General features: G+C 72.6%; 22 protein-coding genes. 9 read left to right on the plus strand and 13 right to left on the minus strand.

What is annotated here, in order from left to right:
- Positions 1 to 473: 473 nt before the first annotated feature.
- From PV682_RS10790 to PV682_RS10805, 4 genes are all read right to left on the minus strand, one after another.
- Complete coding sequence (locus PV682_RS10790) at positions 474 to 1,004, minus strand: hypothetical protein (protein ID WP_319726624.1); 531 nt, start codon at positions 1,002 to 1,004, stop codon at positions 474 to 476.
- Positions 1,005 to 1,181: 177 nt separating this feature from the next.
- Positions 1,182 to 2,024 (minus strand): ABC transporter permease, encoded by an 843-nt coding sequence (locus PV682_RS10795; protein WP_319726626.1) that lies wholly within the window; start codon positions 2,022 to 2,024, stop codon positions 1,182 to 1,184.
- Entirely contained in the window at positions 1,984 to 2,802 is an 819-nt protein-coding gene (locus PV682_RS10800; protein WP_319726628.1) for an ABC transporter ATP-binding protein, read from the minus strand. Before PV682_RS10800 ends, PV682_RS10795 begins: the two co-directional genes overlap by 41 nt.
- The gene (locus PV682_RS10805) at positions 2,799 to 3,332 is read right to left on the minus strand and encodes a MarR family winged helix-turn-helix transcriptional regulator (RefSeq protein ID WP_319726631.1); all 534 of its coding nucleotides are present in this window, start codon (positions 3,330 to 3,332) and stop codon (positions 2,799 to 2,801) included. The genes PV682_RS10800 and PV682_RS10805 overlap by 4 nt, the downstream gene beginning before the upstream one ends.
- A gap of 116 nt (positions 3,333 to 3,448) precedes the next feature.
- Between PV682_RS10805 and PV682_RS10810 the strand changes: the two genes are divergently transcribed.
- Positions 3,449 to 4,228 (plus strand): VOC family protein, encoded by a 780-nt coding sequence (locus PV682_RS10810; protein WP_319726634.1) that lies wholly within the window; start codon positions 3,449 to 3,451, stop codon positions 4,226 to 4,228.
- Here PV682_RS10810 and PV682_RS10815 read toward each other — a convergent pair.
- Complete coding sequence (locus tag PV682_RS10815) at positions 4,225 to 4,683, minus strand: pep a2 (protein WP_319726636.1); 459 nt, start codon at positions 4,681 to 4,683, stop codon at positions 4,225 to 4,227. The genes PV682_RS10810 and PV682_RS10815 overlap by 4 nt on opposite strands.
- 292 nt (positions 4,684 to 4,975) lie before the next feature.
- Between PV682_RS10815 and PV682_RS10820 the strand changes: the two genes are divergently transcribed.
- Positions 4,976 to 6,877 (plus strand): AMP-dependent synthetase/ligase, encoded by a 1,902-nt coding sequence (locus PV682_RS10820; RefSeq protein ID WP_319726638.1) that lies wholly within the window; start codon positions 4,976 to 4,978, stop codon positions 6,875 to 6,877.
- Positions 6,878 to 6,880: 3 nt separating this feature from the next.
- On the opposite strand, the gene PV682_RS10825 is transcribed toward PV682_RS10820, so the two are convergent.
- A complete protein-coding gene (locus PV682_RS10825) occupies positions 6,881 to 7,252 on the minus strand; it encodes a hypothetical protein (RefSeq protein ID WP_055719969.1) in 372 nt (123 codons plus the stop codon).
- 241 nt (positions 7,253 to 7,493) lie between these two features.
- On the opposite strand from PV682_RS10825, the gene PV682_RS10830 reads away from it, so the two are divergent.
- From PV682_RS10830 to PV682_RS10840, 3 genes are all read left to right on the plus strand, one after another.
- On the plus strand, positions 7,494 to 8,855 hold the full coding sequence (locus tag PV682_RS10830; protein WP_319726642.1) for an NAD(P)/FAD-dependent oxidoreductase: 1,362 nt from the start codon (positions 7,494 to 7,496) through the stop codon (positions 8,853 to 8,855).
- A gap of 64 nt (positions 8,856 to 8,919) precedes the next feature.
- Entirely contained in the window at positions 8,920 to 11,133 is a 2,214-nt protein-coding gene (locus PV682_RS10835; protein ID WP_319726970.1) for an FUSC family protein, read from the plus strand.
- A gap of 324 nt (positions 11,134 to 11,457) precedes the next feature.
- Positions 11,458 to 11,904 carry a cyclic nucleotide-binding domain-containing protein gene (locus tag PV682_RS10840; protein ID WP_319726645.1) on the plus strand — a complete coding sequence of 149 codons (447 nt, stop codon included), beginning with the start codon at positions 11,458 to 11,460 and terminating at the stop codon, positions 11,902 to 11,904.
- Position 11,905: 1 nt separating this feature from the next.
- Here PV682_RS10840 and PV682_RS10845 read toward each other — a convergent pair whose 3' ends face one another.
- Positions 11,906 to 13,189: an MFS transporter gene (locus PV682_RS10845; RefSeq protein WP_319726647.1), complete on the minus strand. Its 1,284-nt coding sequence runs from the start codon at positions 13,187 to 13,189 to the stop codon at positions 11,906 to 11,908.
- Positions 13,190 to 13,241: 52 nt separating this feature from the next.
- Entirely contained in the window at positions 13,242 to 13,856 is a 615-nt protein-coding gene (locus PV682_RS10850) for a LysE/ArgO family amino acid transporter (RefSeq protein ID WP_319726649.1), read from the minus strand.
- Positions 13,857 to 13,925: 69 nt separating this feature from the next.
- Between PV682_RS10850 and PV682_RS10855 the strand changes: the two genes are divergently transcribed.
- On the plus strand, positions 13,926 to 14,813 hold the full coding sequence (locus tag PV682_RS10855; RefSeq protein ID WP_055719955.1) for a LysR family transcriptional regulator ArgP: 888 nt from the start codon (positions 13,926 to 13,928) through the stop codon (positions 14,811 to 14,813).
- On the opposite strand, the gene PV682_RS10860 is transcribed toward PV682_RS10855, so the two are convergent.
- Positions 14,788 to 15,501 (minus strand): TetR/AcrR family transcriptional regulator, encoded by a 714-nt coding sequence (locus PV682_RS10860; protein ID WP_319726651.1) that lies wholly within the window; start codon positions 15,499 to 15,501, stop codon positions 14,788 to 14,790. The genes PV682_RS10855 and PV682_RS10860 overlap by 26 nt on opposite strands.
- A gap of 106 nt (positions 15,502 to 15,607) precedes the next feature.
- Between PV682_RS10860 and PV682_RS10865 the strand changes: the two genes are divergently transcribed.
- Positions 15,608 to 16,825, plus strand: coding sequence for a saccharopine dehydrogenase family protein (locus PV682_RS10865; RefSeq protein ID WP_319726653.1), 1,218 nt, complete (start codon positions 15,608 to 15,610; stop codon positions 16,823 to 16,825).
- Between the two features lie 58 nt (positions 16,826 to 16,883).
- Here the strand turns inward: PV682_RS10865 and PV682_RS10870 are convergent, their stop codons facing one another.
- Positions 16,884 to 18,269, minus strand: a complete 1,386-nt coding sequence (locus PV682_RS10870) for a M1 family metallopeptidase (RefSeq protein ID WP_319726654.1) — start codon at positions 18,267 to 18,269, stop codon at positions 16,884 to 16,886.
- Between the two features lie 139 nt (positions 18,270 to 18,408).
- Here PV682_RS10870 and PV682_RS10875 point away from each other — a divergent pair, with 139 nt between their 5' ends.
- Complete coding sequence (locus PV682_RS10875) at positions 18,409 to 18,756, plus strand: DUF488 domain-containing protein (RefSeq protein WP_319726656.1); 348 nt, start codon at positions 18,409 to 18,411, stop codon at positions 18,754 to 18,756.
- Between the two features lie 11 nt (positions 18,757 to 18,767).
- Here PV682_RS10875 and PV682_RS10880 read toward each other — a convergent pair whose 3' ends face one another.
- A complete protein-coding gene (locus PV682_RS10880) occupies positions 18,768 to 20,441 on the minus strand; it encodes an FAD-binding dehydrogenase (protein WP_319726658.1) in 1,674 nt (557 codons plus the stop codon).
- Positions 20,442 to 20,454: 13 nt separating this feature from the next.
- Complete coding sequence (locus PV682_RS10885; RefSeq protein WP_319726660.1) at positions 20,455 to 21,069, minus strand: TetR/AcrR family transcriptional regulator; 615 nt, start codon at positions 21,067 to 21,069, stop codon at positions 20,455 to 20,457.
- Between the two features lie 168 nt (positions 21,070 to 21,237).
- Here PV682_RS10885 and PV682_RS10890 point away from each other — a divergent pair, with 168 nt between their 5' ends.
- Complete coding sequence (locus tag PV682_RS10890) at positions 21,238 to 22,473, plus strand: DUF4032 domain-containing protein (RefSeq protein WP_319726662.1); 1,236 nt, start codon at positions 21,238 to 21,240, stop codon at positions 22,471 to 22,473.
- A 12-nt stretch (positions 22,474 to 22,485) separates the two neighbouring features.
- Here PV682_RS10890 and PV682_RS10895 read toward each other — a convergent pair whose 3' ends face one another.
- The gene (locus PV682_RS10895) at positions 22,486 to 23,340 is read right to left on the minus strand and encodes a universal stress protein (RefSeq protein WP_319726664.1); all 855 of its coding nucleotides are present in this window, start codon (positions 23,338 to 23,340) and stop codon (positions 22,486 to 22,488) included.
- Positions 23,341 to 23,347: the final 7 nt, after the last annotated feature.

Genomic DNA, 23,347 nt, shown 5'->3' on the forward strand with positions numbered 1-23,347 from the left:
CCCTCCGGGGTGCGGCGGCGTCACGGTCTCACCCCGCACGGTCGGGAACCGGGGCGCGCGAGCAGGGTCGGCGGCGGCATCACGGTCTCACCCCGCACAGACCGCCCCACCCAGGCGGGCGGCGGCCCGGCCCGTATCCGGGTCCTCTGCCGCGGTCCAGCCGTCAGCCCTCGGAGCACGCGGTAGGGCTTGCCCCGGGGCTGTCGTACGACCCGCCGCACGATCGCCGCCGCTCCCGGGCGGCTTCGGACAGCGCCTTCCCGCAGGCGATTCGCGCCGCGAGCCGAAGGAACCCACCGGCTCCAGCCCGGCGCCCCCTTCCCCCGTGTCTCGTCCTCAGGCGCGGTCGCCGCGTCGCGGACTGCGCCCGGTCAGCCACTCGGCAGCGCCGGCGGACAGTCTCGATGCCTCCACCACGGCCCGCCCCTCGGAGCCCGCTCGCCGTCCCCTGCCTCAAGGCCGCCGGGCCGAACTCACGCCGTGCCGTCCCCCGCCTCCGTCTGGTCGCGGAGGTAGTTGCTGACCTGGCGGGACAGTTCGCTCTCGCGGCCCGCGGCGGGGGCCGCGCCGACGCGTTCCTCGCAGAGGTCCAACGCGCCTGTCCACAACCGGCGTTCGGTCCATTCGTCGTCCACGCGGAGCTGGACCTGGATGTCGATGCGGTCCAGGGAGGGTTCCGGGCCGGCCGCGTGCAGGACCGCTGTCACCCGGCGCAGGGGGTAGACGTCGAAGCCCTCGACGAACTGGGAGTTGCGCCAGTCGACGAAGGCGCTCTCGCCGTCGGGGCCGAGGCGGACGTCGATCTGGCCGTCCTCCAGGTGGATGCAGTACTTGGACTCGCCGCGGTTCTCCACGACCACGCGGAGCCGGAAGTACGTGAGGCCGTCGGCGGCGTCGTCGCGGCCCCGCGGGGGCTCCGCGCGCTCCAGCCGGTTCACGCGCAGACGCAGACCGGAGTACGCCTCGTACTCCTGCCAGTCTCCGACCACGTTCGGCTCGTACACGGCCCACCTCCCGACGTCCACCGGCTGAGTCCTATCCGTGGCCCGAGCGCACTGTCAAATGAGCGGAATGCGCCGTGGCCTGGGACATCGTCCCTTTTGATCGGTGATCAAGCCGTGCCCAGCGGAAATATCAGAACGTCCGAGGTGACGCCTTGTGCAAACGTGCCGCACATCACGTCACCGGGCGAGCCGGCCGAGCAGCGCGGAGGACGCGGCGACCCCGAGCGCGGCGGCGAGCGCGAGCACCCCGAAGTCGGCGGCGAGATGGGCCGGCGTACCGATCAGGAGACCGCGCAGGGCGTTCACTTCGTAGCTGAGGGGGTTGAACGCGCTGACGGACCGGAGCCAGCCGGGCATGACGGAGACGGGGTAGAGCGCGTTGGAGCCGAAGAACAGCGGCATGGTGATCGCCTGCCCGATCCCCATGAGCCGGTCGCGGCTGAGGACGATCCCGGCGATGGTCATGGACAGGCAGGAGAAGAACGCGGACCCGAGGACGACGACCGCGAGCACGCCGAGCAGCTTCAGCGGGTTCCAGGTGAGCGCGACCCCGAGGAGCGCCGCGATGACGATGACGACGACGGCCTGGACCACCGACTTCACGCCCGCGGCGAACGCCTTGCCGGTGATGAGGGCGGCGCGCGGCGTCGGCGTGACGAGGAGCTTGTTGAGGACGCCCGCGTCGCGCTCCCAGATGATCTGGATGCCGTAGAAGATCGCGATGAACATGGCGGACTGGGCGATGATCCCGGGCGCGAGGTAGTCGACGTACGGGATGCCCCCGGTGGGGATCGCGCGGATGCGGGTGAACGTCTGCCCGAAGATCAGCAGCCACAGGGCGGGTTGCACGGCGCGGGTGTACAACTCGGTGCGGTCGTGCCGGAGTTTCTGGAGTTCGACGACGCACATCGCGCCGGCCCGCGCGGGCACGAGCCGCCAACCGGCGCGCGGGGCGGGGGGTTTGACGAGGAGGGATATGTCAGCCGACGCGCTGAGCGGTGCGGCGGGTGCTTCGGACATCTCGGAAGTCTCCTGAGTTCTCGTCGAGAAAGCCGCCGGCGACGTCGCGGAAGACGTCCTCCAGGCTGGGCAGCTGTTCGGTGCCCCGCCGGGCGGCGAGGCCCGCGCGCAGGTCCCCGGGCGTGCCGAGCGCGCGCACCCGGCCGTGGTGCATGAGTCCGACGCGGTCGCAGTAGTGGTCGGCCTCGTCCATGTAGTGGGTGGTGACGAGGACGGTCATCCCGGTCGCCTCGCGCACGGCGCCGATGTGCTCCCAGACGCCGGTGCGGGCGATGGGGTCGAGGCCGATGGTGGGTTCGTCGAGGATGAGCAGCCGGGGCGCGCTGACGAGTGCCTGGGCGAGTTCGAGGCGCCTGACCATGCCGCCGGAGTACGTCCCGGCGAGCCGCTCGGCGGCGTCGGTGAGCCCGACGGCGGCCAGCGCCTGCCCGACGCGCTCAGGGCGCTCGCGGCGGGGTACGTAGAAGACGCGGGCGAACAGGGACACGTTCTCGCGCCCGGTGAGCCCGGCGTCGGCGGACAGTTGCTGGGGGACGTAGCCGAGGAGGCGGCGTACGGCCATGCGGTCGTCGGCGGCGTCGTGCCCGAAGACACGGACCATGCCCGCGGGGACCGGCAGCAGGGTGGTGAGGCAGCGGATGGCGGTGGTCTTGCCCGCGCCGTTGGGCCCGAGGAGGCCGAAGACCTCGCCCTCGGCGACGGTGAGGTCGAGCCCGTCGACGGCCCGGGTGTCCCCGAAGGAGTAGGCGAGTCCGGTGCAGGTGACGGCGTCGGTCATGACGGGTTCTCCTCCTGGGACTCTTCGGTTTCCTGCTGAGGGGTTTCCTGCTGGAGGGTTTCCTGCTGAAGGGTTTCCTGCTGGAGGGTTTCCTGCTGGAGCTGTACGGCGAGCGTCCGCAGCGCGGGCAGCGCCGCTCTCAGCGCCGCCCGGTCGTCCGCGTCGAGGCGGGCGACCTCCCGCTCGACGAGTTCCGCGCGCCGTGCCCGCCAGTCCCTCAGCCGGAGTTCGGCGGCCTCGGTGAGCCTGAGGCGTGCGGCGCGCCGGTCGGCGGGGTCGGTCTCGCGGATCAGGTAGCCCTCCCGCACGAGCCGGTTGACGAGGGTGGAGACGGAGTTGCCCGCGAGGAGCAGTTCCTTGGCGGCTTCGGTGACGCCGATGCCGGGCCGGGTGTCGACCAGGCGCAGGAGTTCGGCCTCGCCGCCGCGCAGCCTCGGGACGGTGAGCCCGGCGCGCAGCCTGCGGCGCAGGAGCCGCTGGACGCCGGTGATCGCGTCGGCGAGTTCCTGGGGAAACGTCTCGTCGTCCATACGAGCAGATTATCTCTTTAGCAGAGGTAACAGCCTCAAGGGTGAGTCAAGAGGCGGTCGGCACTCGGTGCGCACGACACTGGACCTGCCCCCCGACCGCCGTACCGGAGATCGTCATGAACCCACGTCCCGAGGTCGTCACCACCCGCTCCGTGTTCGGGGCGCCCTGCTGGGTCAGCCTGACCACCCGCGACCTGGCGGCCACCCAGGAGTTCTACACAGCCGTGTTCGGCTGGGAGTGGCGCCAGGGCTCCCTGGGCGACCACTTCCGGGTCGCCTCGGCGGGCGGCGTGCCGGTGGCCGGGGTCGCGGGGGTGGCGGCGATGTGGCAGATGGCGGTGGCGTGGACGCCGTACTTCGCGGTGATCGGCGCGGACGAGGCGGTGGGCCGGGTCCGGGAGCGGGGCGGCACGGTCGCGGTGGGCCCGGTGTCGCTGCCTCCGGGCCGCGCGGCGCTGCTGGCCGACCGGGACGGCGCCGCGTTCGGCATCTGGGAGGGCGAACTGTTCGGCGACTGGGACCTGTGGCGCCGCGCGGCCCCCGCCCTGGTGCGCCTGCACACGCGGGACGCGTTCGCCTCGGCGATCTTCTACGGCGAGGTCCTGGACTGGGCGTCGGACCTTCCGGGCTCCTGCGAGGTGCACTACGAGGACGGTGAGGTCGTGCTGCGCAGCCGGGGCGCGGTGGTGGCCCGCATCGGCTCCGGCGCCCTGGAGGCGGCGCCCGATCCGACGGTACGGCCGCACTGGCAGGTCCATTTCCGGGCCGAGGACGTCGCCGCGTGCGCGCGTGCGGCGGAGCGGCACGGCGGGAGCGTCCTGACGAAGTCGGCGGAGCACGTCGTCCTGCGCGATCCGGACGGGGCCCAGTTCACGGTGGTGGAGCGGCAGGGCTAGGCCGGGGTCGCCCGGGGCAGGTCCAGGCTCGTGCGCAGGCTGGGGATGGGACGTACCGGGATGAGTACGGCGTGTCTGCCCGTGCGGGCGCGGCGGCTGAACCAGATGACCTTGGCGCCGCCGGCCGTGGCGCAGCAGCCCCAGCCGTCGCTGGTGGCGGCGAGGTGGGTGAGGCAGGTGCGCAGGTCCTGGTCGGGGCGCAGATCGGGGTCGTGCTCGGCGACGGCGGTGATGAGGTGGTGGCCGTTCCACCACATCTCGATCGCCGCGCGTTTGTCGACGGCGTGCCGGTCGATGGCGTTGAGCAGCAGCTCGGCGCCTTCCCCGACGGGTTCCACCAGCGTCTCCAGGCCCCAGTGCCGCAGGTGCGCGGCGAGGATGCGCCGGACCTGTCCGGCCCGTTCGGGGCTGACGTCGACGTCGAGGTGGTAGGTGCAGGGAGCGGCGGTCTTCATCGTCGTTGGCTCCTCACCGAGTCTGCTCCACGGAGCGTGACTGCCGTTCGCTTCCGCGTCACTTCCACGGTGGGGGCGTTGCTCCATCCGTGCAACACGAGCACCTCGCATACCCGTGATCGTCCGGGTTATGCCACCTGAAAAGGCCAGCCGGAAGAGCGGTGGAAAACAGGTGGAAGAAGTGGTGGCGATGTCGTCGATCAGTGCTGTTTCCTTGTGCGTTCGAGGTCAAAAGCGCCGGTGACTGGGCTAGATTCGAGCCCCGCAGTCCGTACGTGTCAGGAGCCAGTGCATGCGCGACGTCACGGTCGCTCCCCCACCCCTCTCACCCCTGACCGGAGGACTCGCCGACAGCGTCTTCGACGCGGCGCAGCGCACCCCCGGACGCGCGGTGCTGGCGCGGCGTCCGGCGGGCGGCCCCGAGGTGTGGGAGGAGGTGAGCGCCGCCCGGCTGCGGGACGAAGTGGTGGCGCTGGCGCGCGGGTTCGTCGCCTCGGGGATCTCGCCGGGCCACCGGGTCGCGGTGATGGCGCGCACCCGCTACGAGTGGACGGTGCTGAGCTACGCGCTGTGGACGGTGGGCGCGGAGATCGTGCCGGTGTACCCGACGTCGTCGCGGGACCAGGTGGAGTGGATCCTGCGGGACTCGGGCTGTGTCGGGGTGGTCGTGGAGGACGAGGCGACCGTGATGACGGTCGGTTCGGTGTGCGCGGGGCTCGACGGGCTGCGGCACGTCTGGCAGTTGGACGCGGGCGCCCTCGAACAGCTCGCGGCGGCGGGCGAGTCGGTGCCGGTGACGACGGTCGAGTCGCTGCGCCGGATCGTGTTCCCGGACTCGACGGCGGCGATCGTCTACACCTCCGGCACCTCGGGGCGCCCGCTGGGCTGCGCGCTGAGCCACGCGGGCCTCGCGAGCCCCTGCGACACGCTGCTCGCCGGGTGGGGGCACACGGTCGCGGCGCCGGGCGAGCGTCCCGCCGTCCTCGCGTTCCTGCCGTTCTCGCACGTGTACGGGCTGATGGTGCAGGGCCTGTGCATACGCGGCGGCTTCGTCATGGGGCACGAGCCGGACATGAGCGAGGCGGCGATCACGGCGGCGCTGCGCTCCTTCCGGCCGACGTACCTGTACGCGGTGCCGTCGGTGTTCGAGAAGATCTACAAGGGGTTCCTGCTCACGGCCCAGCAGAGCGGCAGGGGCGGGCTGTTCGAGCGGGCGGCGCAGACCGCGCGGGAGTTCGCGACGGCCGTGGAGCGCCAGCGCCTCGGCCGGGGCACGGGTCCCGGCTTCGACCTGCGGATGCAGCACGCCGTCTTCGAGCGGACCGTCTACCGCAGACTGCGCGCCGCGCTCGGCGGCCGGGTCCGCCGCGCCACCTCCGGCGGCTCCACCCTGCACCGCGACCTGTCCCTCTTCTACGAGGGCATCGGCATCTACGTCCACGACGGCTACGGCCTCACCGAGACCGGCGGCGGTGTCACCATGCAGCCGCTGGGCCGCGAGAAGTCGGGCACGGTCGGCCAGGCGCTGCCCGGCATGGACGTCCGGGTCGCCGACGACGGGGAGATCCTGGTGCACGGCCCGTCGGTGTTCCAGGGGTACGTCGGCGACGAGGCGGCGACCCGGGCGGTGCTGCGCGGCGGCTGGCTGGCCACCGGCGACCTCGGGCACCTCGACTCGGACGGCTATCTGACGATCACCGGCCGCAAGAAGGACGTCATCGTCACGACCAGCGGCAAGTCCGTCGCGCCGACGCTCCTCGAACAGCGGCTGCGCATGCACCCGTTGGTCCACCAGGCGGTCGTGGTCGGCGACAACCGGCCCTGTGTCGGCGCGCTCATCACCCTGGACCCGCAGTTCCTGGCGCACTGGCGGGCCCGGCTCGCCCTCCAGGGGGACGTGCCGAGCCGTGAGGCGCGCGAGGAGAACGCGCTGCGCGAGGAGATCGGCCGTGCCGTGGCCGCCGCCAACAGCGCCGTGTCCCGCTCCGAGTCGATCCGTGTCTTCCGGATCCTGCCGCGCGCCTTCGACCAGGCGGGCGGGCTGCTGACGCCGTCGATGAAGCTGCGCCGGGACTCGATCACCGCGCACTGGTCGGCGGAGATCGAGGCGATGTACCAGGCCCGCGCGCCGATCCCCCGCTACAGCCCGCCGGAGTCGCTGAGCTGGGACGACGCGGACGACGTGTTCCGCTGAGCGCTACGCGGGCGCGGTGCCGCGCGGGGTGAGGCGCAGATAGTAGGCGCCGACGGTCGCCAGGTAGCCGGGGTCGCGTGTCTCGCTGTCGGTGCGGAAGCGCGGCGCGGCCTTCACCTCGTCGCGGGTGCAGGTCAGCAGGACGCGCCGGCCCGTGTCGTCGATGCCGGCGACCGTGCCCGCCGGGACGACCGCGCTGCGGCCGAAGACCCACATGCCGGTCTCGACGACGAGGTGGCACAGGCCCTGGGGTGCGGCCTCGCGCTCCACGCGGCCCACGGTGCCGTCGGTCGCGACGACGGTGTAGCCGGTCAGTGCCCGGCCCTCGGTACGGCCGGTCTGCGGCCCGTACGTCCAGATTCTCTCGCTGGTCAACACGGCTCCCTCCCTTTCACCCCGTGGACGGCCGCCAGCCGCCGTCCGTACAGCTCCCCCATACCCGCCCGGAGCCGCCCTGACGCGGCGCGGGGGCGTGCCGTACGGCACGCATGGAACCGTGTGACGGGGGTATGGCAATGTGACTATCGGGCTGGGGTCGTCAACTTGCCTCTCCCGGCTGGCGCGAGCGCTCCCGGCACGGTGGGATCGGTGTGGTGCCGTAGAAAGGGAGGTCGACGTGGATCGACCCAGGATCCTGGTGGTCGGTGCGGGTTTCGCTGGCGTGGGATGCGTCCGGCGGCTGGAGCGGGGCCTGTCCCCGGGCGAGGCGGACATCACCCTGGTGACGCCGTTCGCCTACCAGCTGTACCTGCCGCTGCTGCCGCAGGTGGCGTCGGGTGTGCTGACCCCGCAGTCGATCGCCGTGTCGCTGCGCCGCAGCAGCAGGTACCGGACCCGGATCATCCCGGGCGGCGCGATCGGCGTCGACCTCAAGTCCAAGGTGTGCGTGGTCCGCACGATCACCGGGCAGCTGGTGAACGAGCCGTACGACTACCTCGTCCTCGCGCCCGGCAGTGTGACCCGCACGTTCGACATCCCCGGCCTCACCGACCACGCGATCGGCATGAAGACGCTCTCCGAGGCCGCGTACGTCCGTGACCACGTCATCGCGCAGCTCGATCTGGCCGACGCCAGCGACGACCCCGCCGAGCGGGCCTCCCGGCTCCAGTTCGTGGTCGTCGGCGGCGGGTACGCGGGCACCGAGACGGCCGCCTGCCTCCAGCTGCTGACCCGCAACGCCGTCAAGCGCTATCCGCGCCTGGACCCGAAGCTGATCAAGTGGCATCTCATCGACATCGCGCCCAAGTTGATGCCGGAGCTCGGTGACAAGCTCGGGTCCAGCGCGCAGGAGGTGCTGCGCAAGCGGGGCGTCGAGATCTCGCTCGGCGTGTCCATCGAGAAGGCCGGGGCCGAGGAGGTCACCTTCACGGACGGCCGGGTGATCCCGACGCGCACGCTGATCTGGACCGCCGGGGTCGCCGCGAGCCCCCTCATCGGGACGCTCGGCGCGGAGACGGTGCGCGGACGGCTCGCCGTGACGCCTCAGATGTCGCTCCCGGGGCACGACGGGGTGTTCGCCCTCGGGGACGCGGCGGCCGTGCCCGACCTGGCCAAGGGCGAGGACGGCGCGATCTGCCCGCCGACCGCGCAGCACGCGATGCGGCAGGGCAAGGTCGTCGCGGACAACGTCATCGCCACGTTGCGGGGGCTGCCGGCCAAGCCGTACAAGCACAAGGACCTCGGCCTGGTCGTCGACCTCGGCGGCACGGACGCGGTGTCCAAGCCGATGGGCGTGGAGCTGCGGGGCCTGCCCGCGCAGGCGGTCGCGCGGGGCTACCACTGGTCGGCGCTGCGCACGAACGTCGCGAAGGTCCGCGTCCTGACGAACTGGACCCTCAACGCCGTCGCGGGCGACGATTTCGTCCGCACGGGCTTCCAGTACCGCAGGCCGGCCCGGATGAGCGACTTCGAGTACACGGACACGTATCTGACGGCGCAGCAGGTGGCGGAACAGGTGAAGGGGGCGAAGGGAGACTGACCGCCCCTCCCCACGACTCCCCCGGCCCTCACCCGCCCCGCATAAAGTACGCCGCGTGAACACAGTGGTCAGGCGGGTGTGGGACAGGGTCTCGGCCTCCGATCCGGGGCTGTTGCGGCTCGCGGCGGGGCTCAGGACGACCGGGGCGATCGCGTTGACGCTCGCGGTGCTGGCGCCGTTCGGGGTGGGCGTGTCGCATCTGGTCGCGGGGGCGATCACCGCGATGGTCGCGACGTTCGCGATCCAGGAGAAGCGGCGCGGCCCGCAGGGGGTGACGCTGGCGCTGGGCCTGCCGGTGGCCGCCGCGTCGGTCGCGCTGGCGACGCTGCTGCACTCGCTGGTGGTCGTCGGGGACGTGTTCTTCGTCGTGCTGATCTTCGGCGCGGTGTACGGGAGGCGGTTCGGCGACCGGGGTCACGCGCTCGGCATGATCGCGTTCCAGACCCACTTCGTCGCCCTGTTCGTCGGCGTGCGTGCCGGGAGTCTGCCCGGGTTCCTCGGCACGGTCGCCGTGGCGTTCGCGTGCAGCGCGGTCGCGCGGTTCGTCCTCGTCCCGCAGACCTCGGCCGGTATCTTCCACCGCCTGCGCAGGGCGTTCCGCGCCCGCCTCGCGCAGCTCCTGGACGCGCAGCTGGAGCTGCTGGACGCGGGCCCCGAGGACGTCGAGAAGGCGCTGGAGCATCTGCGTGAGCGCACCGCGCGCCTGCACGAGTCGGCGCTGATGATCCAGAGCCGTCTGGAGGAGGGCACCCCGGACGAGGCGTCGGCCCGGCTGGTCCAGCGCCGGATCGCGGACGCGGAGATCACCGCCGAGCGCCTCGGCCTGCTCCTGCTGACCGCCCGCAGCGCCGAACGCGCGGACACGCTCACCCTGCACCTCCCCGGCGCGCCCGTCCCCGAGGGCGGCGAGCTCCTGGTCCGGGACGCCGCGCGGGACACCCTGCGCCGGGACCTGTCCGCGCTGCGCCTGCTCGTGCGCGAGCCGGAGGCGGCCGGGGCCTCGCGGTCGTTCCTGCGCAACCGCCTCCTCGGCTACCGCGACGAGGAGAACCTCCCGGCGGGGCCGCCGGCCGTGCAGGACGTCTTCCGGGGCATGGGAGAGGCGGCCCGCGCGGTCCTGGGCCTGCGGATCGTGCTGGACGGCCCGCAGGACGACGCCGACGACACGGCGGAGACGGCCCGCTCCCGGGAGGAGCTGGACGCGGAGGACGCGGCGCTGGATGCCGAGCCGGAGCCGGAGGAGACGGGCCTGGCCCGGCCGACGACCCGGGCGGCGCTCCAGGTCGCCGTGGGCTCCTCGCTGGCGATCGTCGGCGGCGAGTTCCTGTCCTCGCAGCGCTGGTACTGGGCCGTCCTGACCTGCTGGATCGTCTTCCTGAACACCGCGTCGACCGGCGAGATCCTGGTCAAGGGCTACCGGCGGCTGCTGGGTACGGTCCTCGGCGTGGCGGCGGGGCTGGTGCTCGCCGGGCTGGTCGGACAGCACACGTGGACGGCGTTCGCGCTGGTCCTGCTCTGCGTGTTCGCGATGTTCTACACCGCGCCCCTGTCGTACACGCTGATGTCGTTCTTCGTGACGGCCGCGCTCGGCGTCCTGTACACGCTGCTGCACACCTACAGCCTCTCGGTGCTGGTCCTGCGGATCGAGGAGACGGCGCTGGGCGCGGCCTGCGGGGTGATCGCGGCGGCGCTGGTGCTGCCGGTGCACACGGACCGGCGTACCGACGAACTCCTCGGAGCCGTCCTGGAGCACCTCGCGGACGTCACCTCCGGCGCCCTGGACCAGCTCAGCGGCGCGCGGGCGGACGACCTGCTGGAGCGGGCCCGCGAGCTCGACCAGGCGCTCGCCGACCTGCTGGCCGCGACGCAGCCCCTGACGCATCCGGTGTCGCCGCTGCGCAGCCGCAAGAACACGGCGCGGTACGTCGTGGCGCTGCTGGAGACGTGCGCGTACCACGCGCGTTCGCTGGCGGCGACGGCCGAGCTGCTGCCGACGCACCCGTCCATCGCCGCCGATCCCCGGCTGCGCGGGGCGGGTGAGCGGATCGTGGCGAACATCGGGGCGGTCGCCGCGCATGTGCGGGGCGAGGGCGCGGCCGTCCGTACGGGGGCGAGCATCGCGTCGCTGCTGCGGCCGGGGCGGTACGGCACGCCCCGGTACGGGCGGGTCACCGACCGCGTGCTGCGTCATCTCCAGCGGCTCGACGAGGCGGTCGTGGGGCTCGCGCGTCCGCTGGGGGCGCCGGTGAAGGCCGAGTCGGGGGAGCTGGCGGCCTGAGCGAACCTGTGAACTTCCTTTGAGACCGGCCCACTTGGGGCGGTTCCCCGGAAAGATGAAAGTGAAACGGGTCACTCAACCCGCTTGGGGCTACGCGAAATCTCCCGCGATGGTTTACGGTTCATACATACGGGGTGCACGGAGTCGAAGCACTGCTCCTCCGGACATCACCGTGTGACAGCCCTGGCTGGCTTCCCCCGTCCAGCCAGGGCTTTCCCCTTTCTTCACACCCGCCGAGGTGCCCTGGCCGCCCGGGCACGCTCCAATGGAACGCAGGAACCCCCCAGAGGGTCCGACCAGCCCCGCGCCGAGGAGCCCCGCGCCATGACCAGAGCGACCAAACTCCTGACCGCCCTCGCCCCGCCCCAGCGCGAACACCTGCTCACCCTCGCCGAGGAGGTCTCCTTCCCCGAGGACACCCGCATCTTCGAGGCCGGCGGCCGAGCCGACCGCTTCTGGGTCATCCGCTCCGGAGCGGTGAGCCTCGACCAGCAGGTCACCTCCCAGCAGCGCGTCACGGTCGCGAGCCTCGGCTCCGGCGACCTCCTGGGCTGGTCCTGGCTGTTCCCCCCGTACGAGTGGGACTTCGGCGCGGAGGCGTTCAGCCCGGTGCGGGCCTACGAGTTCCAGGCGGAACCGGTACTGCGCCTGTGCGAGCAGGACCCGACGCTGGGTCTGCCGCTGGTGCGGCTGGTGGCGGAGATCCTGGCGCACCGGCTGGAGATGACGAGGGGGAAACTGCTGGAGGCGCACAAGAGGGGGACGCTGTAGGTCAGATGCGGTATCTCCGCAGGGCCGGAACGGCCGCGGCGATCCCCAGCATCACCACCACGACCAGCACCCCGCCCCCGGCGACGGCCGCCCTCGGACCGAACGCGGCTCCGGCCGTGCCGTGCAGGACGTCCGCGAGCCGGGGTCCCCCGGCGACCACCACCGTGAACACCCCCTGCATCCGCCCCCGCATCTCGTCGGTCGCGGCGGACAGCAGGATCGCGCCCCGGAAGACCATGGACACCATGTCCGCGACCCCGGCGACGATCAGGAACGCCACCGAGAACCACAGGTTGAGGCTGACCCCCACCAGGGCGATGGCGGCGCCCCAGGCGACCACCGCCCCGATCACCATCGCGCCGTGCCGCCGGACCCGGGAGAACGTCCCGGAGAACAGCCCGCCCAGCACCGCCCCGATGGGGATCGCCGCGAACAGCAGCCCCAGCGCGAGCCCTTCCCCGTACGGCGCGTACGTCTCGGCCGCGAGCTGCGGGAACAGGGCCCGGGGCATCCCGAACACCATGGCGATGACATCGGCGAGGAACGACAGCAGCAGCACCTTGTGCCGCGAGATGTACCGGAACCCCTCGGCGATCTCCCGCACCCCGGCCCGCCGGCTCCCGCCCCCGCCGAGCGGCGGCAGCGCGGGCAACCGGTAGACGGCCCACACGGTCACGCACAGAGCGACGGCGTCGATCAGATACAGCTCGGGCAGGCCGACGACGGGAATCAGCGCCCCCGCCAGCAAGGGCCCGGCGACGAGCCCGGTCTGCATGACGGTCGACCCCAGCGCGTTGGCCGCCGCCAGTTCCTGCGCGGGCACCAGCCGGGCGATGGACGCGTTGCGCGCGGGGGAGTTGAGCCCGAAGAACGCCTGCTGCACGGCGAGCAGCACCATCAGCACGCCGACGGAATCCATCCCGGACAGCGCCTGCACCCAGAACAGCAGCGAGGTGACGGCGATCCCGGAGTTCGTGACCAGCAACAGCCTGCGCCGGTCCATCGCGTCGGCGACGGCCCCGCCCCACAACGCGAACACCACCATCGGCACGAGCCCGGCGAGGCTCGCGTACCCCACCCATGCCGAGGACCCGGTGATGTCGTACACCTGCTTCGGCACGGCGACGGCCGTCAGCTGGCTCCCCACGGCCGTGACGATCGTCGACGACCACAGCCGCCGGTACGCGGGCCGCCGCAAGGGCCTCGTGTCCATCGCGAACCGGCGCCACCCCTTGCGCACCGGCACGGGCTCCGAGACCGCCGCGCTGTCCTCACTCGTGTCCACGCACACCTGCCTGCCCGTTACACCGATCGCCGCCGGGACCACCGTACGGCCCTCAGCTCCCGGCGATCAGCGTGACCCCCAGTGCGATCATCGTCACGGCGACGGCCCCGTCCAGCACGCGCCAGGCGGACGGCCGCGTCAGGAACCGCCCGAGCAGCCGCGCACCGAACCCGAGCCCGGCGAACCAGCACAGGCTCGCGGTCGCGGCGCCCAGCCCGAACACCCACCGCAGGGACCCCCGGTCGGCGGCGACGGACCCGAGCAGGAACACGGTGTCCAGGTAGACGTGGGGATTGAGCCAGGTCAGCGCGAGACAGGTGAGCACGGCGCGCTTCACGGACCCGGCCGCGTCCCCCTCGGCCACCAGCACGCCCTGCGGCCACAGCACGCGCCGCGCGGCGAGCGCGCCGTAGCAGAGCAGGAACGCGCCCCCGATCCACCCGACGGCGCTCACCACCCCCGGCCAGGCCACGACCAGCGCCCCCACTCCCCCGACGCCGAGGGCGATGAGCGCGGCGTCGGACAGGGCGCAGATCGCGACGACGGGGAGGACGGCGGCCCGGCGGACGCCCTGGCGCAGGACGAACGCGTTCTGGGCGCCGATGGCGACGATCAGGGACAGACCGGTGCCGAAACCGGCCGCGGCGGCGGTGAGTGCTGGGAGCATGCCGTCCACGCTACGAAGCCGATCACCGCGCGTACAGCTAAAGATTCTTTCGTATCATTAGCGCTCGTGATGACGGATCTTCCCCTGGACCAGGTGCGCACGCTCCTCGCGGTCGTCGACGAGGGCACGTTCGACGCGGCGGCCTCGGCCCTGCACCTGACGCCGTCGGCGGTGAGCCAGCGCGTGAAGGCGCTGGAGCAGCGGACGGGGCGGGTGCTCCTGCTGCGCACCAAGCCGGTACGGCCGACGGAGTCCGGGGAGATCGTCGTACGGTTCGCGCGCCAGCTCGCCCGGCTGGAGCGCGACACGCGGTCCGAGCTGGGCATGAGCGGCGAGGGCGAGGCGACGCGGGTGTCCGTCGCGGTGAACGCGGACTCCTTGGCGACCTGGTTCCTGCCCGCGCTCGGCAAGGTCCCGCAGGAACCGCACCTGAGCTTCGAACTGCACCGCGAGGACGAGACACGTACGGCACAGCTCCTGCGCGAGGGGCTGGTGATGGCGGCGGTGACGGCCTCCGCCGAGCCGGTCACCGGCTGCTCGGTCCGCCCGCTGGGCACGATGCGCTACCTCGCGTCCGCCCGCCCCGACTTCGCGGCCCGCCACCTCACCGGCCCGTTCGCGCGGTCCCTCACCGAGGCCCCCGTGGTCGTCTTCGACCGGCAGGACCAGCACCAGGACACCTTCGTCCGGAGGCTGGGCGGGGCCGGCGCGAGTTCGCTGCGGCACGCCGTACCGACCTCCGAGGGCTACCTCGACGCGGTCGCGGCCGGACTCGGCTGGGGCATGGTGCCCGAGGTCCAGGCGGCGCCCCTGTTCGCGGCCGGCCGGCTGCTGTCCCTCGCGCCCGAACTGCCGCTGGACGTACCGCTGTTCTGGCAGCAGTGGAGACTCGACTCCCCCGCCCTCGCGGCCGTCGCCGAGGCCGTCACCGCTACCGCCCGCGCCTTCCTGCGCTGAGCCGCGCCTCGGCGCTGTCCAGCAGCATCTCCAGCGCCGTCGGATAGGCGCTGGTCACCATGTGCGTCGTGAGGAGCGGCGCCGCCTCGGCGATCCGGGGGTGCGTGGCCGCCGGCAGGCGCGCGTACGTGGACTGCCACTTGGCATCGTCGGCCCGCTGGGAGGCGCGCGGCAGGGCCAGGGACGCCGCGTCGAGGGCCGCGAACCCGAGGGTCTGGTCGATGAACGCGTGGTAGATCCGCACAGTCTCCGCCAGCGGGAACCCGGCCCGCCGCAGGATGTCCAGCACGGCTTCGTCGGCGGCGAGTTCGTTCGCGCGCCCCGTCACGCGGCTCGCGGTGAGCTGCGCGGCCTGGGGGTGGGCGACGTACGCCTCGTAGATCCGCAGCCCCACCGCGTGCAGGTCGGCGCGCCAGTCGCCCGTGGGGCGCCAGCCGTGCAGGGCCTGGCCGATGAGGGCGTCGCCGATCGCGAGCGTCAGGTCGTCCATGCCCCGGAAGTACCGGTACAGGGCGCTGGGGTCGCAGTCGAGGGCGAGGCCGAGGCGGCGGGCGGTGAGGCCGGTCGAGCCGTGTTCGCGCAGCAGCCTCAGCGCCGTACCGACGATGAGTTCCTCGGACAGGAGCGTGCCGCTCTTGGTGGGGCGGCGGCGCCGGCGCTTCTCCTCGGGGACGACCTGTTTGGCCACGGGACCTCCTTATGCCAACGCCATTGACCTTACGGCACCGGGGCGCGTTTGATCCTCGTGAGGCGTGCGCACCCCTGTGACGACATATCGACAGAGGAGCCTTGTCATGCGTGTACTGCTCGTGGGAGCCGGTGGCGTGGGTACCGCCATCACCCGGATCGCGGCCCGGCGCCCGTTCTTCGAGGCGATGGTGGTCGCCGACTACGACCCCGCCCGTGCGGCGGCGGCCGTGGCGGCGCTCGACGGCGACGACCGCTTCACGGCGGCGTCCGTCGACGCCTCGGACCAGCGGGCCGTCCGTGACCTGCTGGTCCGGCACGGCTGCGACGTCCTGCTGAACGCGACCGACCCGCGTTTCGTCCTGCCCCTGTTCGAGGCGGCGCACGCGACGGGCGCCACCTATGTCGACATGGCGATGTCCCTGTCGCGCCCGCACCCCGACCGCCCGTACGAGGAGTGCGGCGTCAAGCTCGGCGACGCCCAGTTCGCGCGGGCCGGGGAGTGGGCCGAGGCGGGGGCGCTCGCTCTGGTCGGCATGGGCGTGGAGCCCGGCCTGTCGGACGTGTTCGCCCGGTACGCGGCCGACGAACTCTTCGACGACATCGAGGAGATCGGCATCCGCGACGGCGCGAACCTCACCGTCGAAGGGCTGGACTTCGCGCCGTCCTTCAACATCTGGACGACGATCGAGGAGTGCCTGAACCCGCCGGTCGTCTACGAGGCCGGCCGGGGCTGGTACACCACCGCGCCGTTCAGCGAGCCCGAGGTGTTCGACTTCCCCGAGGACATCGGCGAGGTCGAGTGCGTGAACGTCGAGCACGAGGAGGTGCTCCTCGTGCCGCGCTGGGTGGACGCCCGCAAGGTGACGTTCAAGTACGGGCTCGGCAAGGAGTTCGTCGACACCCTCAAGACGCTGCACCGGCTGGAGCTGGACCGCACGGCCCCGGTGACCGTGCCGACCGCCGGCGGCCCGGTCGCCGTCTCGCCCCGGGACGTCGTCGCGGCCTGCCTGCCCGACCCGGCCTCCCTCGGCGAACGGATGCGGGGCAAGACGTGCGCGGGCACGTGGGTGCGGGGCACGAAGGACGGCGCGCCGCGCGAGGTGTACCTCTACCACGTCGTCGACAACGAGTGGTCGATGGCCGAGTACGGCAGCCAGGCGGTCGTCTGGCAGACGGCCGTGAACCCCGTCGTCGCCCTCGAACTCCTCGCGTCCGGCGCCTGGTCGGGGGCGGGCGTCCTGGGCCCGGAGGCGTTCCCGGCGCGGCCGTACCTGGACCTGCTGACGGAGTACGGCTCGCCGTGGGGGCTGCGGGAGCAGTGAGCCGCACGTGCGAGGCGGTCGGCAGCAGGTCGCGAGGTCCGCTGGGAAAGCTCGGGCTTCAGGAGAGCTTCGGCTTGCCCGCCGTGTACAGCCAGGTGCGGAAGAGCGGCGCGAGGTCCTTGCCGGAGATCCGCTCGGCGAGCTTCTGGAACTGGGGCGTGGTGCCGTGCCCGTCGCGGTGCTCGGTGGCCCAGGCGCGCAGGATCCGGAAGAAGGCGCGGTCCCCGACGGCCTTCCGCAGTACGTGCAGGGTCATCGCGCCGCGCGCGTACACGGGCTGGCCGAAGATGTTCGCCCCGCTGCCGGGGTTGCCGGGCGGGAACTTCCACAGCCCGTCGCCGGCGGGCCGCGCGTACAGCGCGTCGAACGCCTTCTGCGCGCTGTCCCCGCCGTGCTGCTCGTCGTACAGCCACTCCGCGTACGTCGCGAAGCCCTCGTTGAGCCAGATCTCCTTCCACGAGGTCAGTGACACGGAGTCGCCGAACCACTGGTGGGCGCTCTCGTGGACGAGGACGGAGAGGTCCGGCGCGCGGTCGTACACGGGCCGGGTCTGGGTCTCCAGGGCGTAGCCGACCTGCGGCGCGTGGTCGACGATCGATCCGGCCGCGCGGAACGGGTACGGGCCGAACAGCTTGCTCTCCCACTCCAGCACGGACGGCAGCTTCTTGAGGACGGGGCCTGCGGCGTTCGCCTCGCGCGGGTCGACGGCGTCGTACACCTTGATGCCGCTCTTCGTCGTGTACTGGCGGACCTGGAAGGTGCCGACGGTCGCGGTGGCGAGGTAGGCGGCCATGGGTTCGCGCTGCTGCCAGCGGAAGGTGGTGCGGCCGTTCTTCGTCCACTGGCCGAGGAGCACGCCGTTGGCGACGGCCGTGCGGCCCTTGGGGACGGTGATCGTGAAGTCGTACGACGCCTTGTCGAGCGGGTGGTTGTTCGCCGGGAACCAGGTCATCGCGCCCTGCGGCTCCCCGGCGACGAACGCGCCGTCGTCGGTGGGGATCCAGCCGTCGAGCGAGCCGTCCGGGTCGGTGACCGGGGCGGGGGTGCCCTGGTAGGTGACGGTGACGCGGAAGGGCCGGCCCTTGCGCAGGGTGCGCGGCGGGGTGACGACGAGTTCCTGGCCGGAGCGGCGGTAGGCGGCGGCGCGGCCGTCGACCGTGAGGCCGGTGATCTTCGGGCCGGTGAAGTCGAGGTCGAAGCGGGTGAGGTCCTGGGTGGCGCGCGCGGTCAGCACGGCCCTGCCGTCGAGGTGCTTCTTCGCCGGGTCGTAACCGAGCGTCAGGTCGTAGTGGGCGACGTGGTAGCCGCCGTTCCCGGCGAGCGGGAAGTACGGGTCGCCCAAGCCGGCGTTCCCGACCGGGCCCGCCGCCGCGGGGTTCGCGGCGACGAGTACGGCGGTGAGGGCGGCGGCGGGTACCGCGAGGGCGGAACGTCTGAGGGTCACAAGCGCTCCCAGCTGAAGGCGGATCATCCGATGTGTGATCAAACGCCCCTCAGATTAGGGAACCGGCACCCGGTATTCGCCCCCCATTCAGGTCAAACCACACAGCGTGACGCCGCGCCCGCCCCCTAGGCTCGCCCCTATGACTGCCCGTATCCGCCGCGTCTACGACCCGCCCGAGCCGGACGACGGCGTCCGCGTCCTCGTCGACCGCCTCTGGCCACGCGGCCTCTCCAAGGAGGCGGCGCGCATCGACGAGTGGCCCAAGGCCCTGACCCCCTCGAACGAGCTGCGCCGGTGGTACCACGCGGGCCAGGGCTCGTACGAGGAGTTCGCGAGCCGGTACGAGGCGGAACTGGCCGCCCCCGCGGCGGCCGAACCCCTGTCTCGTCTACGGGAGTCGGCCGCGTCGGGGACGGTCACGCTGGTGACGGCGGTGAAGTCACCGCAGGAGAGCCACGCGACGGTACTGCTGCGCCTGCTGGGCTGACGGGGCCGGGCTCACCTCGTCTGGTCGGCTGCCGCCCGGCCCGCCGCGCGGCCCGAGAAGAGGCAGCCGCCGAGGAAGGTGCCTTCCAGGGCGTTGTAGCCGTGGACTCCGCCGCCGCCGAAGCCGGCGACCTCGCCAGCCGCGTACAGGCCCGCGATCGGTGTGCCGTCGGCGGCCAGCGCGCGGGATTGGAGGTCGGTCTGGATGCCGCCGAGGGTCTTGCGGGTGAGGATGTGCAGTTTGATGCCGATGAGGGGGCCGGAGGCGGGGTCGAGGATGCGGTGCGGGGTGGCGACGCGGCCGAGGCGGTCGCCGATGTAGCGGCGGGCGTTGCGGATGCCCTGGACCTGGGCGTCCTTGCTGTAAGGGTTGGCGATCTGGAGGTCGCGGGCGCGGATCTGGCGGCGCAGGGTGCCGGCGTCGAGGAGCGGCTTGTCGGTGAGGCCGTTCATCTTCTCGACGAGCCGGTCGAGGGTGTCGGCGATGACGAAGTCGGCGCCGTGGTCGAGGAACGCCTGGACGGGGGCGGGGGCGCCCTTGCCGAGGAGCCGGTCACGCAGGACGGCCCCCCGGTCCTTGGCGGTGATGTCGGGGTTCTGCTCGGACCCGGAGAGCGCGAACTCCTTCTCGACGATCTTCTGCGAGAGCACGAACCAGGAGTGGTCGTACCCGGCGATGTCCTCGGTGGTGCGCAGGTGCTTGAGCGTGCCGAGGGTGTCGTAGCCGGGCAGGCAGGGGTCGGGGAGGCGGCGGCCGAGGGCGTCGAACCACATCGAGGACGGTCCGGGCAGGATGCGGATGCCGTGGCCGGGCCAGATGGGGTTCCAGTTCTGGATGCCCTCGGTGTAGTGCCACATGCGGTCGCGGTTGACGAGCCGTACGCCCGCGTCGGCGCTGATGTCGAGCATGCGGCCGTCGACGTACGCGGGGACGCCGGTGACCATCTCGGCGGGCGGGGTGCCGAGCCGCTCGGGCCAGTACCGGCGCACGATGTCGTGGTTGCCGCCGATGCCGCCGGAGGTGACGACGACGGCCTGCGCGGTGAGCTCGAACTCGCCGATCGCCTCCCGGCTGGAGGCCACCCCGCGCGCGGAGCCGTCGGGCGCCAGGACCGTGCCGCGCACGCCCTTGGCGGTGCCGTCCTCGACGACCAGCTCGTCCACGCGGTGGCGGTGGTGGAAGGTGAGCAGCCCGTCCTTGGCGGCCTGCCTGGCGTACTTCACGAAGGGTTCGACGACACCGGTGCCCGTCCCCCAGGCGACGTGGAAGCGGGGTACGGAGTTGCCGTGGCCGTCGGCGCGCAGGTCGCCGCGCTCGGCCCAGCCGACGGTGGGGACGAAGGTGATGCCGTGCCCGGCGAGCCAGGTCCGCTTCTCGCCGGCCGCCCATTCGACGTAGGCGCGCGCCCAGCGCACCGCCCAGGAGTCCTCGTCCTCGGTGCGGTCGAAGCCGGCGCTGCCCTGCCAGTCGCTCCAGGCGAGGTCGAGGGAGTCCTTGATGCCGAGGCGGCGCTGTTCCGGGGAGTCGACGAGGAAGAGCCCGCCGAAGGACCAGTACGCCTGGCCGCCGAGGTTGGCGGCATTCTCCTGGTCGACCAGGGCGACCCGGCGGCCCCTGCTGGTCAGTTCGTGCGCGGCGACCAGCCCGGCGAGTCCGGCTCCGACGACGATGACGTCCGCGTCCATGACGCCCGTCCCTTCATCCGATGGTGTCGCTGCCGTCCGTCAGCAGCGCGGTGAGCAGTTGTTTCAGCCAGGCGCGGGCGCGCTCGACGTCTTTGTCCAGCAGGAGCTGGGTGGTGACGCCGTCGTAGGCGGCGATCACCGCGTGCGCGGCGGCGGGGGCGTCGCCGAGGACCGGGGGGACGGGGGTCTCGGCGAGCCGGTCGGTGATGGCGCCCCGCAGGCGCGCGCGGTGCCCGAGGAGGCTCTCGGCGACCTCCGGGTCCCGGGCCGCGTGCACGAGGAAGTCGGTCTTGACGAGCAGCCAGTCGTGGTCGAGGAGGAGGACGTCGGTGACGCGGTCGACGGCCTGCGGTACGTCGAGCCCAGGGCCGTCCTGCGCGAGCGCTCCGGCCACCTGCTCGGCGATCAGGTCGGCGCGCTGGCGGTACAGCGCGAAGAACAGTTCGTCGAGGCTGTCGAAGTTGGAGTAGAAGGCGCCCCGGCTGTACCCGGCGGCCTCGCAGATCTCCTCGATGGAGACCCGGCCGAACCCTTTGGCGGCGAAGACGGTGAACGCGGCGGCGAGGAGGTTGGCGCGGGTGCGGACGCGGCGTCTGGTGACGCGGGGGGTGTTCGTGCCGTCGGCCATGTCCGTACCTCCGTTCGCCGTCCTCGCGTTCGAGATCCCCGTTCGATACAGAAACGTATCGGATACACCAGCGCATCGAAAGGGCCGGGCACCTTCTTCACTCGAACGTGTTTTCGATCTCCGGGTGCCGCGCGTTCCGCGCGCGGGGTGGACGTTTAAGGTCAGGCCATGGCTTTGCAGATAAGTGCGACCACTCCGGAGCATCCGGCTCTCCTGCTGGAGCTGCCGTGGGACGTCCCGCTGGAGGAGTGGCCCGAGGAGGTCCTCGTCCCGCTGCCGCGCGGCATCTCGCGGCACGTCGTGCGCTACGCGCGCGCGGGCGACGAGGTGATCGCCGTCAAGGAGCTGGCCGAGCGGCCGGCTCTGCGCGAGTACGAGCTGCTGCGCGACCTGGACCGCCTCGGCATCCCGGCCGTCGACCCGCTGGCGGTCGTGACGGGCCGTACGACCGAGGCGGGCGAGCCCCTGGAGTCGGTGCTGGTGACCCGGCACCTGGGCGGCTCGCAGCCGTACCGGTCGATGTTCGAGACGACGATGCGCCCCGCGACGATGCACCGGCTGATGGACGCCCTCGCGGTGCTCCTGGTGCGCCTGCACCTGGCCGGGTTCGCGTGGGGCGACTGCTCGCTGTCCAACACCCTGTTCCGGCGCGACGCGGGCGCGTACGCGGCGTACCTGGTGGACGCGGAGACCGGCGACCTGCACCCGCAGCTGTCCCCGGGGCAGCGGGAGTACGACGTGGACCTCGCGCGCGTGAACATCAGCGGGGAGCTGCTCGACCTGGAGGCGTCGGGCGCCCTGCACCCGTCGATCGACGCGATCGAGTTCGGGCAGGAGATCTACCGGCGCTACTGCGAGCTGTGGGAGGAGCTGACCCGCACCTCGGTGTACCCGGCGGGCAAGTACCACTACATCGAGCGGCGCATCCGGCGGCTGAACGAGCTGGGTTTCGACGTCGCCGAGATGCAGATCGAGCACTCCTCCAACGGCGACACGGTCACGTTCGTGCCGAAGGTCGTGGACGCCGGCCACCACCAGCGCCAGCTGCTGCGGCTGACGGGCCTCGACACGGAGGAGAACCAGGCCAGGCGGCTGCTGAGCGACCTGGAGTCGTGGATGGCCACCCAGGACGACTACGCGCCCGGCGACCCCCTGGCGGCCCGCCCCGAGGTGCTGGCGCACCGCTGGGTGCGGGACGTGTTCCGGCCGACCGTGCGCGAGGTGCCGCTGGAGGCGCGCGGCCAGATGGACCCGGCGGAGATCTACCACGAGCTGCTGGAGCACCGCTGGTACCTGTCCGAGCGCGCCCAGCACGACATCGGTCTCGAAGAGGCCGTCAAGGACTACATCGCGAACATCCTCCCCAAGGCGCGCGAGACCCTGGAGCCGACGATCCCCGAATGACCCGGGTGGGCCTCAGGCGTGCGGCACCACCGCCACCGGGCAGGGCGCGTGGTGCAGCACGCCGTGCGCGACGGACCCGATGCGCGCGCCGACGGCCGTACGCCGCGCCCGGCGCCCGACGACGACCAGCTGGGCCTCCCCGGCCGCCGCGAGGAGCACCTGTCCGGCGCTGCCCATCTCGATGTGCTCGACGACGGGCACCTTCGGGAACCGCTCACGCCAGGGGCGTACGGCGTCGGCGAGGGCCTTCTGCTCGAACGGTTCGGGTCCGCCGGCCTCGTCGAGAAGCATGATCGAGCCGGGGCTGTAGGCGAACACCGGGGGCAGCGTCCAGGCGCGGACGACCCGTACGCGCGCGCCGCGCGCCTCGGCCGTGCGGAACGCGAACTCCAGCGCGCCCGCGCTGTCCTCGGGCTCGCCCTCCTGGCCCACGACGATGTCGCGCCCGGCGGCCTCGTGCGCGGCGTCGTCTCCGGCGCGCACCAGGACGACGGGGTGGGCGGCGTCGGCGACGACCTGCTGGCCGACGGAGCCGAGGAGGAACCCGACGACGGCGCCGTGTCCGCGCGAGCCGAGCACCAGGAGGTCCTCGGCGCCCGTGAGCGTCTCGACGACGGGGCCTTCGACGGCCTCCCAGGTCACCGGGAGGCCGGGGTGGCGCGCGGTGATCTCCCGGGCGGCCCCGGCGACGGCGTCACGCGCCCAGCCCTCCTGCGTGGCGTGGTCGACGGTGGCGTCCGGATGGACCTCCCAGGCGTGCACGATCCTGAGCGCCGCGTCCTGCCGTACGGCCTCGCGGGCCGCCCAGGACAGGGCGGCGCGGCTCTCGTCCGTGCCGTCGAAGCCTGCCGTGATCGGGGCCGTCATGGCGCCG

It is taken from the genome of Streptomyces niveiscabiei (assembly GCF_033794345.1).
Lineage (GTDB): Bacteria > Actinomycetota > Actinomycetes > Streptomycetales > Streptomycetaceae > Streptomyces > Streptomyces niveiscabiei.